Below are 11,838 nucleotides of genomic sequence, written 5' to 3' on the forward strand. Positions count from 1 at the left end.
CGGGGCGCGTACTATGCCGCGCCCCGCATCCGATCACTGCCCGTCGACCGTGCGGATCAGCGCGTTGATCTCATCCGCCAGCACGCCGGGGTGATCCTCCGGCGTGAAGTGTTTGCCCCCTTCGATCCGTCGCAGGGGCGCATTCAGATCTTTCGCTAACCGCTCGCCATATTCGATCTTTTGGAAGTCATCCGCAGCACCCCAAACGATCCGCGCGGGGATGTTGAGGGTGGGCAGCTTGTCCGCGATGGCTTTCGTGTCTTCCACGTCCAGCGACTGCGCCTGCCTGACAAAGGCTTCGGCCTCTCCGTGCTGCGCGTAATGCGGGGCGTGGGCGTCAAAGGCCGCTTCGGCGGCGGCGTCGGTCTCATGCCCCTTCGAGAACATCATCTTCAGCAACTGGTGGAATGAGCCATCGGGCGCATGTTTCGCCACGCCGCCGGTCTTGGCCACCGCGCTGACCAGCGGTACGGGCCACGAATCATAGCTGATCGCATTGGTCAAAAGCAGCCCGCTGATCATCTCAGGGTGACGCACCGCCGCGATCTGCGCGACCCCGCCGCCGAGGTCATGCGCCGCGAGGATCGCCCGCGTGATGCCCTGATCGCGCATCCAAGCAACCAGATAGTCCGCCTGTTTGGCGACCGAAATATCGCGCCCCTCGCCCTGCGGGATTGAGGCCCCATAGCCCGGCATCTCCCAAGCGAGCACCCGACGGCCCGTAATCTTGGGCGCGACATCCCGCCAAAGCGCGGGACAGGTGGGAATGCCGTGAAGCAGGATTACGGGATCCCCCGCCCCCGTCTCTTCCCAACGCATTTCGATTCCATCGACCGTGGTTTTGTGACTTTGCATGGCGCGTCTCCTTTCGGTGTGGACGTTTCATGGCCCAACACCTCCAGGGATAAGACGTTCCGCCCCGCCCAAACGCAAAAGCCGCCCCGGAGGGCGGCTTTCTCTCACGCGATGGCGCGGGATATCAGTTGGAAACGCTTTGCAGGTAAGCGATCACGTCGGCGCGGTCTTCGACCTTACGCAGACCGGCGAAGCCCATGGTGGTGCCGGGCGCGTAGCCTTTGGGGCTTTGCAGGAAGGCGCTCAGCTCTTCCGGGGTCCAATCGCCTTCGAGCGAGGTCAGCGCGCCGGAATAGCCGAAACCGTCAACCGAGGCGATATCGCGGCCAACGACACCGTCGAGGTGCGGACCAACAGCGTTGGACCCGTCGACCTTGTGGCAGGCGGCGCATTTGCGGAAGACTTTCGACCCGCTGTCAGCATCGGCTTCGGCCATCACGGCGGCAAAATCGATCTCTTCGCCGCCTTCGTCACCACCGGCGTCGGCCACTTCGATGACATAGGACGCTTCCCCATGTGCGTCGGCGTGGTAAATCTCTTCACCCGCCCATTTGCCCAGCAGAAGTACCAACCAGGCGCCGAATACGCCGGCTGCGATTTTGGTCAGGGTCATTGTATCGAACATGCGTCAGGGTCCATCACTTGGTATTGGCACCATGGGCGGGCCATGGTTCTTGGCATCGTTGCCCGCGTATCTATTGCTTTCCCTTGGCGCAGGCAAGGTGTAGTTACCGCGACCAATTGCCCTTCTCCGCGCCTTTTGCAGCAGGATACGATCCATGACCGCCCAGACCACGCCGCGCATCGCCTTCCAAGGGGCCCTTGGCGCCTATAGTCACGAGGCCTGCCTTCAGGCCTGCCCCGACATGGAACCGGTGCCCTGCCAATCGTTCGAAGGCGTGATCCGGGCCGTAAACGAGGGCCGCGCCGAACTGGCCATGCTGCCGGTCGAGAATACGACCTATGGCCGGGTGGCCGACATTCACCGCCTGCTGCCGGAAAGCGGGCTGCATATCATCGGCGAAGCCTTCGTGCGGGTGCGCATCGCCCTGATGGCCCGCCCCGGCGTGGCATTGGAAGACATCAAACATGTCCGCGCACATCTGGTGCTTTTGCCGCAGGCACGCAGCTTTTTGCAGCAACATGGCATCACCTCTGAACCCGCCGCCGATTCCGCCGGGGCCGCCGCCGAACTGGCCGCGACCGAAGGCAGCACCGATGGCGTTCTCGCAGGCGAGGTCGCGGCAGAGATCAACGGCCTCACCGTGCTGGCCCGCGATATCGAGGATATGGACCATAACACCACCCGCTTTTTGCTGATGGCGCCCAAGATCGACCTTTCGCGCCGGGCCGAGCGGATGCTGACCACCTTCGTCTTCGAGGTGCGCAACATTCCCGCCGCGCTTTACAAGGCGATGGGGGGCTTTGCGACCAATGGCGTCAACATGACCAAACTGGAAAGCTATATGGTCGGCGGCTCCTTCACCGCAACGCAGTTCTACGCCGATATCGAAGGCCACCCCGAAGACCCGGCGGTGAAACGCGCGCTGGATGAACTGGGGTATTTCACCAACAAGCTGGAGATTCTCGGCGCCTACCCCGCCCATCCCGGCCGGGGCGCGCCGACCGGGATGTAAGTCTGGCCGCGCGGGCTTAGACCTTGACGCCGCCCGCGTAGCGCTCTTCCATCCCACGGGCATATTCCGCCACGCGATCTTTGTATTTCTTGGTCAATGTCGTCTTGGCCAGTTTCAGCGATTGCACCCAAAGCCGCGCCGAAAGGGTCAGCGGTTTGACCTCAAGCGCGACCAAAACCCGCGTGCTGTTGCGCGACAGGGGCATCAATTCAAAGGACATCTGCCCCGCCAGCCCCTGCGACATGCTGTCGATCACCATCTCGTTGGGCCGGTCGAAGGTCACCATCTCTAGCGTCAACTCGCGCCGCTTTCCGCGCAGGGGGAAGACCGCCTTCCATGTCATCCCGACGCCGGGCTGATGCAGGGCATCGGCGCGCTGCACCTCGGCCCCGCGCCGCATCGCTGCCCGCTCAAAGCTTTCAAAATCGCACAACATGTCAAAGACAGCCTCAATCGGCGCTTCGATGTCTTCTTTGGTGGAGAATTTCATTCGGTCCGTTCCAATTCTTCTGCTCGCATTTGCCACCCGCGCCGCTTTGTCCGGGCCCGTCAGCGCGGTGTGTCAGGTCAGTCTATCCGCAAGCCAGTTTTCCAGCAAGAAATGCGCGATGGCCCCGCGGCGGGCGGGCAGAAGCCGCGGATGGCTTCCGGCAAAAACCTCCATCATCTCTTCGCGGGTGACCCAAAGCGCGTCTTCGATCTCAACCGGGTCGATGGTCAACTCCCGGCTCAGCGCCTGCCCCGCACAGCCCAGCATGAGGGACGCCGGAAAGGGCCATGGCTGGCTGGAGAGGTAGCTCACCGCGCCGACCTGCACGCCCGCCTCCTCAAAGACTTCGCGCCGCACAGCGGCCTCTACCGTCTCTCCCGGTTCGACAAAGCCCGCCAACAGGGAATACATCCCCTCGGGCCAACCGGGGGAGCGGCCCATGAGGACCGAGTTTCCGTGTGTGATCAGCATGATGACCACCGGATCGGTGCGCGGGAAATGGGCGCCGCCACAGTCTGGGCAGACCCGTTGCCAGCCACCCTGCGCCAGATCGGTGGCGCTGCCGCAGCGCGCGCAATGGCGGTGGGTGTCGTGCCAGCCGAGGATCGCCTTGCCGCTGGCCGCCAGTTCGGCATCGCGCGGATCAAGCCATGTCATCACCCTGCGCAACTCGGCAAAGGCCATGTCATCGCCCAAAAGCGGATGGCGCTGTTCGCTGGGGTCAAGGAACGCGCCCAGTTGCGATTGATCCAGATCGGGGGGTTCCCAGCCGGAGATATCGACCGCAAAGCGCGGCGCCCCATCCTCGCGCCCCAGCAAGATCGCCGTGCCTTCGGCCTCTTGCAAGACGGGGTGATCCATCGCCAATCGCGCCAAAGCGGCGGGGCGTTCGGGCGCGATCAGCGGCTTGCCGCGCCAAAAGACCACCGCCCGCGCCGCCGGGTCGGCGCGCAACTGCGCCAAGGCTTCCGGATTGCCGCGTATCTCCCCCGCCCGATCAAGGGCCGAGCCTCCAAAGGTTACCGTCTCCGCGTGACGCATGGCGCTCTCCCGATACAGGCCCGATACAGGCTTTTGGCGTTTTGCCCAGCCATGCCACGGCACATGAGAGATTGGCAATCCCAAGCCCCCTTGCCAGATCGGTTGAAATCTGGTCGTATCAAAACATCTTTAAGTTGCAAAATTTAACGAGTACTTACCTTTTCAGTGAACAGGCGCAGCACATATGCCTCGACCGGTGTCGTTCCCCCTGAGGGTGGCATCCCGGCCGAGGCACGTCTGCGCATACTGGCCACGACGGACCTGCATATGCAGATCGTGGGGCATGACTATGTGGGCGACCGTTCGGTGGGCCATCACGGGCTGGCCGGGATCGCCACCTTGATCCGCACCGCCCGGGCAGAGGCGGCGGAACAGGGGGCCGCCTGTATCCTGCTCGACAATGGCGATCTGTTGCAGGGCAATGCCTTGGGCGATCAACTGGCGCAGATGCCGGTCACCCATACGCATCCCCTTGTCGCCTGTGTGAACCATCTGCATTATGACGGTCTGGGCCTTGGCAATCACGACCTCGACCATGGGCTGCCCTATCTGCGCGCTGTGGCCGGGGCGCTGGACATGCCGCTGATCTCGACCAATCTGCATTTGACCGACCCCGGCCCGCTGCGCCGTTGGGCCGTCGTCTCGTGCCTGCTGCCTGCCGTTGCGGGGCATCCCTCTTCTCGGCTGCGGGTAGGCCTGCTTTCGGTCCTGCCGGGCCGAACCGCGATCTGGAACCGCGAGGTTTTGGAGAATGAGGCCGAGATCATTTGCCCGCTCGAAAGCCTGCGCAGCGCCGCCCTGACGCTGCGGGCAGAGGGGGCCGATCTGACCGTGCTGCTGGCCCATATGGGCATCGCCCATGAAGGTGAAATCACCACCGAGGAAGACATCTGCACTTTGGCCCAGATCGACGGGATCGACGCGGTGATCACCGGCCACACCCATCTTCGTTTTCCCGGAGATGACCATGGCCCGCGCGAGGGGGTTGATACGCAGGCCGGCACGCTGTCCGACCGTCCGGCGGCGATGCCGGGCTTTGGCGGGTCCGATTTGGCGGTGCTGGATCTGGCGCTTGAACGGGATGCGCAGGGGCGCTGGACGGTCTCGGGCCATCAAAGCCACCTGCGCGACAACAGCACACAAACGCTGGCCGATCCCACGGTGCTGAGCGCGGCCCGGGTCAGCCACATCGGCGTGCGGAGGCATCTGGAGGAGGTGGTCGGCCATACCGACACCGCGCTGCACAACTACTTTGCCCTCGCCATGCCCACCCCCATCGACGCGCTGAGCGCCCGCGCGCAGGCCGAGGTGATCCGCCAAGGGGTCGCGGGCACGGCGGATAGCGAACTCCCGATCCTCGCCGCCACGGCGGCGCATACGGCAGGCGGGCGCGGCGGGCCGGGGCATTTCCTGCATATCCCGCCGGGCGCAGTGCAACGCCGACATATCGCCGGGCTGCTTCCCTATCAGAACGCGGTCTGGGCGCTGCGCCTCACCGGTGCCGACCTGCGCCGGCGTTTGGAAAAAGCGGCAGAGGTGTTTGCCCCGCTCGGTAGCACCCCCGGCCCGCTACTCGACCCCTGCCGCCCGCCGTTCCACTGCGACACAATTTTTGGCGTTACCTATGCCATTGACCCCTGCCGCCCCCGCGGCAGACGGGTCACTGCGCTCTCATGGCAAGGGGCACCGGTGAGGCCAGACCAGAAGTTTCTACTCGCGACCAACCAGTTCCGCGCGGCGGGCGGCGGCGGGTTTGACCGCGCGGCGGGGGATGACGTCGCCCTGCGCAGCCCGCTTCCGCTGTCCGACGCCCTAATTGCCGCTCTCGCTACGCCGCAGGAGTGCCCATGGTCCGACGCGCCGCCATGGCGCTTCGATGCAGCGGGGGCGCAGGCGGTTCTCTATACCTCGCCCGAGGCCCTGCCCTTCTTACAAGACATCGCCCATCTGTCGCCCACCCCGCGCGGCATGACCGCCTCGGGCTTCGCCCAAATCGCGATCCGCTTGTGAGGCTTGCACTTCGCTCCATGCCCTCCTATATGGGCCTTGAGAGGTTGGTGCGGGCAAGCGCCTCGCCAACCCGGTCAGATCCGGAAGGAAGCAGCCGTAACGAGCTCCGCTTGGGTCGTTATCAGCCTCTCACCACAGTTGCATTGCGCAGCAATGCAACGCCCCGGCAGTCGCTTCGCAGAAGCGATGAGAGGGGTAGCTTCTCCAAATAAATGATGCATTCGAGAGGCGAGACGCCCAGCCCGTGGGCACCACGGGCATCGCCTCACAACCGATCCGCCTCAAACGTATCGCAGGCCGCAATCTGGCCACTCTCAAACCCCCGCTCGAACCAACGCGCGCGCTGCTCTGACGTGCCATGGGTGAAAGTATGCGGCTGCGGCACCTGACCGGCCTGTCGCTGCAAATGATCGTCCCCGATCATCCGCGCAGCATTCAGCGCCTCTTCGAGGTCACCCTTCTCCATCAAGCCTTCGACGTTCGAGGCCCAGATGCCAGAAAAACAATCGGCCATCAGTTCAAGACGCACGGTCAGGGCATTCGCCTCAACCTCGGAAGCCTGCTGCCGCATCCGGGCGACCTGCGGCAGAACGCCAATTTCGTTCTGCACATGGTGCGCGACCTCATGGGCAATCACATAGGCCGCCGCGAAATCGCCTCCGGCACCAAGACGCTGGTCCAACGTGCGGAAAAACGCGGTGTCGAGATAGGCCATATTGTCCGCCGGGCAGTAAAACGGCCCCGTTGCGCCAGAGGCCCCGCCGCAGGCGCTTTGCGTCACATTCTCAAAGACCACAAGCTTGGGCGGTTTATAGGTTTCACCCAATTGCTCTTGGAAAATCCGGCTCCAAACCTGTTCGGTCGTGGTCAGCACGCGGGCGGCGAAATCGACCTGCGGGTCTTCGCTGTCGCTCAACGGGCGGGACTGTTGGACCTGACCGCCGCCTTGGCCGGTCAACAGCGGCGTCACGTCGATGCCGGTGAAATAGCCGATGGCCATTACTGCCAAGACGCCGACCAATCCAAGCCCCCCCGCCTTGCCGGCCTTTCCACTGCGTCGGATGACATTCTTGCTCCGCCCAATTCCACCCAACCGCATGAACCGTCCCTCGTTTTGTCAAAGCCTATTGCCACATGAACGCGCAAGGCGCAGTTTGGTTCAATGAGTGATAAGAATGACCTAGCCGAAGACCGCACCGACTGGGCCGAGGACCGCACGATTCTCGCCAATGAACGCACCTTTGCGGGCTGGATGCGCACCGGCATGGCCGCTGTCGCCGTGGCGATAGGTCTGCGCGCCGTGTTTGGGGAGTTCGAGCCGACTTGGGTGGCGAAAGCCGTGGCCTCGGTCTTCATTCTTGCCGCGCTTTACGTCTACTGGGCCGCGCAGGCGTCGGCGGCGAAAACCCAAAGGCGGCTGAGCGACCATCACGCCAATGCCCAGCCCAACAGCCGCATGAAGGTTCTGGCGATCCTGCTTGCCTTCGCCTCTGCCGGGGTCGGGGTGATCCTTTGGATGCTCTGAGCCTTCCGCAAGCACGGTAGACGCCACGGCGCGGAGCGCATAGTTTACGGCCTTGACCGAATCCGATCTGGGGCACCATGACAGATACATCCGCCTACCGCGTTCTGGCCCGCAAATACCGGCCCGAAACCTTTGCCGATCTCGTTGGCCAAGACGCCATGGTGCGCACGCTGAAGAACGCCTTCGCCGCCGACCGGATCGCGCAGGCCTTTGTGATGACCGGCATTCGCGGCACCGGCAAGACGACCACGGCGCGGATCATCGCCAAGGGGATGAACTGCATCGGGCCGGACGGCAACGGCGGGCCGACGACTGACCCCTGCGGCGTTTGCGAACATTGCACCGCCATCATGGAAGGCCGCCACGTCGACGTGATGGAGATGGACGCGGCCTCGAACACCGGCGTCGCCAACATCCGCGAGATCATCGATTCGGTGCATTATCGCGCCGCCTCGGCCCGGTACAAAGTCTATATCATCGACGAAGTGCACATGCTTTCGACCGGCGCTTTCAACGCGCTGCTGAAAACGTTGGAAGAGCCGCCGGAGCACGTCAAATTCATCTTTGCCACCACCGAGATCCGCAAGGTGCCGGTGACGGTGCTCTCGCGTTGCCAGCGTTTCGACCTGCGCCGGATTGAGCCCGAGGTGATGATCGCCCTGCTGCGCAAGATCGCCACTGCCGAGAATGCCGAGATCACCGACGACGCGCTCGCGCTCATCACCCGCGCCGCCGAAGGCTCCGCCCGCGACGCGACCTCGCTGCTGGATCAAGCGATCAGCCACGGCGCGGGCGAGACCGGGGCCGAACAGGTGCGCGCCATGCTGGGGCTGGCGGACCGTGGCCGGGTGCTGGACCTCTTTGACATGGTGCTGCGCGGCGATGCAGGTGCCGCGCTGACCGAACTTTCGGCGCAATATGCCGATGGGGCCGACCCGATGGCGGTGCTGCGCGATCTGGCCGAGATCACCCATTGGGTCTCGGTCGTGAAGATCACGCCCGATGCCGCCGAAGACCCCACCATCGCGCCTGAGGAACGTGCCCGTGGCCAGCAGATGGCCGAGACCCTGCCGATGCGGGTGCTGACGCGGCTCTGGCAGATGCTGCTGAAGGCGCTGGACGAGGTCGCCGCCGCGCCCAACGCCATGATGGCCGCCGAAATGGCCGTGATCCGCCTCACCCATGTGGCCGATCTGCCCTCGCCCGAGGAACTGGTGCGCAAGCTGCAAAACAGCAGCCCGCCCCCGGCCCCCGGCCCCGTTGGCGGTGGCGGCAACGGCGGGGGCAATGTCGCCGCGCAGGGCAGCACCGGCGCGCAGGCCGTGCAACAGGCGCAGCAGCGGATGGCCTCGAACCCCGGTCCGCAGGGGCAGACCACCGCGCTGGCGCAAGACCTGAACGCTGCGCTGGCGCGTTTCCCGACGTTCGAACATGTCGTCGAGTTGATCCGCGTGAACCGCGACGTGAAACTGCTGGTTGAGGTGGAAACCTGCGTGCAGCTTGCCGCCTATCAGCCCGGCCGGATCGAGTTTGTCCCCACCGACGACGCGCCGCGCGATCTCGCGCAGCGGCTGGGGCAGAAATTGCAACTCTGGACCGGTAACCGCTGGGCGGTGTCGCTGGTGAACGAGGGCGGGGCCGAGACCATCGCGCAGGTCCGCGATGCGCGTGAACTGGCGCTGAAGAAACAGGCGCAGGACCATCCGATGATGCAGGCGGTGCTGGCGCAGTTTCCCAAGGCCCGGATCACCGCGATCCGAACCCCAGAAGACATCGCCGCCGCCGCCACGGCAGAGGCGCTGCCCGAAGTCGAAGACGAATGGGATCCGTTCGAGGACGGTTGATCCCCCGGCCCCCGCGCCACATATAAACGACAACGCAACAAGGAGACCCAGATGCTCAAGGGATTAGGCGGCCTCGGCGATATGGCCGGGATGATGAAAAAAGCGCAGGAAATGCAGGGCAAAATGGCCGAGCTGCAAGAGGAGATGCACAACATCACCGTCGAAGGTGAATCCGGTGCGGGCCTCGTCAAAGCGACCTGTAGCGCCAAGGGTGAGTTGAAGGGCCTCGATATCGACCCGTCGATCTTCAATAAGGACGAGAAGGAAGTGGTCGAAGACCTGATCCTCGCCGCCATCAAAGATGCGCAGAGCAAAGCCTCGGAACGCGCACAGGCCGAGATGAGCAAGCTGACCGAAGGCATGGGCCTTCCCGCGGGCATGAAGCTGCCCTTCTGATCCCGGTTGGGGCGGGCCGGTCCCGCCCCTCTTTCAACGCCCATAGGTGCCATTCTTGAGCTCTACCCGCGACATTGACGCCCTGATCGAGCTGATGGCGAAACTGCCCGGCCTTGGCCCGCGCTCGGCCCGGCGGGCGGTGCTGCACCTGATCCGCAAACGCGCGCTTTTGCTGACCCCCCTGTCCGACCTGATGCAGGCCGTCGCCGCCACGGCACGCGAATGTCTGAACTGCGGCAACGTCGGCACCGCCGACATCTGCGACATCTGCACCAGCGAGAAACGCGCGAACGGAGAGCTTTGCGTGGTCGAAGACGTAGCCGACCTCTGGGCGATGGAACGCTCTGGCGTGTTCAAAGGGCGCTATCATGTGCTGGGCGGCACGCTCTCGGCGCTCGACGCCATTGGCCCGCAGGAATTGCGCATCCCGCGCCTTGTGGACCGGATCGATACCGAAGGGGTGACAGAGGTGATCCTCGCGCTCAATGCCACGATCGACGGGCAGACCACGGCGCATTACATCGCGGATCAGCTGGAGGGCCGAGTGCGGCTCACCTCCCTCGCCCAAGGCGTGCCGATTGGCGGGGAGCTGGACTACCTCGACGACGGGACGATCACCGCCGCGATGCAGGCGCGCAAGTCGCTTTAACCCCCAGAATCAAAGCGGGCCGCCCGCTCCTCCCAAAGCAGACGGCCCTTTTCCGGGGCGACGCAGATCGCGCTGTCAGAGCACGATCACATCAAGCGGCGGAAATCCGTTAAACCCAACCGAACTGTACGAGCTTGTGTAGGCTCCGCAAGCACGAATCATCACTTTATCGCCATCGCGCAGGGCCAGAGGCAGGTGGATCGGGCGTTTTTCGTAGAGAATATCCGCCGAATCGCAGGACGGACCGGCCAAAACGCAGGGTCCGGTCTCTTCCCCGTCATGCGGTGTGACGATCTGATAGCGAATCGCTTCGCCCTCGGTTTCGGCCAGACCCGAGAAACGACCGATATCCAGATAGACCCAGCGGTGCAGATCATCCGCGGATTTGCGGCTGACCAGCATGACTTCGGCAGCGATATGCCCGGCTTCGGCCACCAGACCACGGCCCGGCTCTGCCATGACCTGGGGCACGTCGCCAAAGCGGGCTTTGACGGCGCGCATCACAGCGGCGGCATAGGCGCGGGAGCCTTCGATATCCTCGCCATAGAAGGCCGGAAAACCGCCGCCGAGGTTCAGCAATTGCAGGTCATGGCCATCCGCACGGGCGGCGTGCCACAGGGGGGCCACCTGATCCAACACCGGGTTCCAAAACTCCGCCTTGCGGGTTTGAGAGCCGACGTGAAAGGACAGGCCGAAGGGCACGAGGCCCACGGCAACCGCGTGGTTCAGCAGCGCGGGCAACGCCGAACCGGCGCAGCCGAATTTCCGGCTCAGCGGCCAGTCGGCCATGGAGTTTTCGACGATCAAGCGCAGGTAGACCCGCGCGCCCGGCGCATGGGCGGCGATCTTGTCCAATTCGGCTTCGCTATCCGCCGCAAACAGCGTCACCCCCGCCGAATGGGCAAAAGCGATGTCCGAGGCACGTTTGATGGTGTTACCGAAAGAGATATTCTCGGGCTTGGCCCCTTGGCTCAGGCACAGTTCGATCTCGGCCCGCGAGGCCGCATCAAAGCCAGAGCCTTTCTTGACCAGCAGACGAATGATCTCGGGGGCCGGGTTCGCCTTGACCGCGTAGTGGATATGCGCGTCGCCCAAGCCCTTGTGCAGCGCGTCATATTGCGCGGCCACACGGTCGCGACTGATCACCAGCGTGGGCTTGTCAAAGCTGTTGGCGGCGATATAGGCTGCAGCCTGGTCGGCGTGAAAGGACGGTGCGGCGCGCAGGGCGCCGGGGACTGTAGCATTCATGGTCATCTCCAAAGAGCAGGTGGGGCTGGTTCCCCGCGTGTCGTTTCAAGAGACGTTACCGTCGCTACATAAACGCGGGTCAGTCAGAGTGGGAACTGACCGGCCAGAGGCGCGTGCGTTGGCGTCTGTAACGCGCCACATAC

General features: G+C 64.1%; 12 protein-coding genes and 1 other RNA gene. 7 read left to right on the top strand and 6 right to left on the bottom strand.

The window, feature by feature from the left end; all coding sequences use genetic code 11:
• Nucleotides 1–33: 33 nt before the first annotated feature.
• On the bottom strand, nucleotides 34–855 hold the full coding sequence (locus tag ACGYLD_RS04605) for an alpha/beta fold hydrolase (protein ID WP_394401411.1): 822 nt from the start codon (nucleotides 853–855) through the stop codon (nucleotides 34–36).
• Between the two features lie 124 nt (nucleotides 856–979).
• Entirely contained in the window at nucleotides 980–1,480 is a 501-nt protein-coding gene (locus ACGYLD_RS04610; RefSeq protein WP_271692430.1) for a cytochrome c family protein, read from the bottom strand.
• A gap of 154 nt (nucleotides 1,481–1,634) precedes the next feature.
• Here ACGYLD_RS04610 and ACGYLD_RS04615 point away from each other — a divergent pair, with 154 nt between their 5' ends.
• Nucleotides 1,635–2,492: a prephenate dehydratase gene (locus tag ACGYLD_RS04615; RefSeq protein ID WP_209216552.1), complete on the top strand. Its 858-nt coding sequence runs from the start codon at nucleotides 1,635–1,637 to the stop codon at nucleotides 2,490–2,492.
• 16 nt (nucleotides 2,493–2,508) lie between these two features.
• Here ACGYLD_RS04615 and ACGYLD_RS04620 read toward each other — a convergent pair whose 3' ends face one another.
• Both ACGYLD_RS04620 and nudC read right to left on the bottom strand, forming a co-directional pair.
• The gene (locus ACGYLD_RS04620; protein WP_271692431.1) at nucleotides 2,509–2,982 is read right to left on the bottom strand and encodes an SRPBCC family protein; all 474 of its coding nucleotides are present in this window, start codon (nucleotides 2,980–2,982) and stop codon (nucleotides 2,509–2,511) included.
• Between the two features lie 72 nt (nucleotides 2,983–3,054).
• Nucleotides 3,055–4,023, bottom strand: coding sequence for an NAD(+) diphosphatase (nudC, locus tag ACGYLD_RS04625; RefSeq protein ID WP_271692432.1), 969 nt, complete (start codon nucleotides 4,021–4,023; stop codon nucleotides 3,055–3,057).
• A 165-nt stretch (nucleotides 4,024–4,188) separates the two neighbouring features.
• Here nudC and ACGYLD_RS04630 point away from each other — a divergent pair, with 165 nt between their 5' ends.
• The gene (locus ACGYLD_RS04630) at nucleotides 4,189–6,033 is read left to right on the top strand and encodes a 5'-nucleotidase C-terminal domain-containing protein (protein WP_271692434.1); all 1,845 of its coding nucleotides are present in this window, start codon (nucleotides 4,189–4,191) and stop codon (nucleotides 6,031–6,033) included.
• Nucleotides 6,034–6,070: 37 nt separating this feature from the next.
• Nucleotides 6,071–6,168, top strand: an RNA gene (ffs, locus tag ACGYLD_RS04635) — signal recognition particle sRNA small type.
• Between the two features lie 130 nt (nucleotides 6,169–6,298).
• Here ffs and ACGYLD_RS04640 read toward each other — a convergent pair.
• Entirely contained in the window at nucleotides 6,299–7,132 is an 834-nt protein-coding gene (locus ACGYLD_RS04640) for a neutral zinc metallopeptidase (RefSeq protein ID WP_271692436.1), read from the bottom strand.
• 63 nt (nucleotides 7,133–7,195) lie between these two features.
• On the opposite strand from ACGYLD_RS04640, the gene ACGYLD_RS04645 reads away from it, so the two are divergent.
• The 4 genes from ACGYLD_RS04645 (at nucleotide 7,196) to recR (ending at nucleotide 10,447) form a co-directional block, all read left to right on the top strand.
• A complete protein-coding gene (locus ACGYLD_RS04645) occupies nucleotides 7,196–7,558 on the top strand; it encodes a YidH family protein (RefSeq protein WP_276153748.1) in 363 nt (120 codons plus the stop codon).
• Nucleotides 7,559–7,635: 77 nt separating this feature from the next.
• On the top strand, nucleotides 7,636–9,402 hold the full coding sequence (locus tag ACGYLD_RS04650; RefSeq protein WP_271692438.1) for a DNA polymerase III subunit gamma/tau: 1,767 nt from the start codon (nucleotides 7,636–7,638) through the stop codon (nucleotides 9,400–9,402).
• Nucleotides 9,403–9,453: 51 nt separating this feature from the next.
• Nucleotides 9,454–9,798, top strand: a complete 345-nt coding sequence (locus ACGYLD_RS04655; RefSeq protein WP_007118099.1) for a YbaB/EbfC family nucleoid-associated protein — start codon at nucleotides 9,454–9,456, stop codon at nucleotides 9,796–9,798.
• 55 nt (nucleotides 9,799–9,853) lie between these two features.
• Nucleotides 9,854–10,447 carry a recombination mediator RecR gene (gene recR / locus ACGYLD_RS04660; protein WP_271692439.1) on the top strand — a complete coding sequence of 198 codons (594 nt, stop codon included), beginning with the start codon at nucleotides 9,854–9,856 and terminating at the stop codon, nucleotides 10,445–10,447.
• Nucleotides 10,448–10,522: 75 nt separating this feature from the next.
• On the opposite strand, the gene ACGYLD_RS04665 is transcribed toward recR, so the two are convergent.
• On the bottom strand, nucleotides 10,523–11,701 hold the full coding sequence (locus tag ACGYLD_RS04665; RefSeq protein WP_271692440.1) for a type III PLP-dependent enzyme: 1,179 nt from the start codon (nucleotides 11,699–11,701) through the stop codon (nucleotides 10,523–10,525).
• Between the last annotated feature and the right edge of the window lie 137 nt (nucleotides 11,702–11,838).

The sequence above is a fragment of the Sulfitobacter sp. 1A12056 genome (assembly GCF_043558125.1).
Taxonomy (GTDB): Bacteria; Pseudomonadota; Alphaproteobacteria; order Rhodobacterales; family Rhodobacteraceae; genus Sulfitobacter; species Sulfitobacter faviae.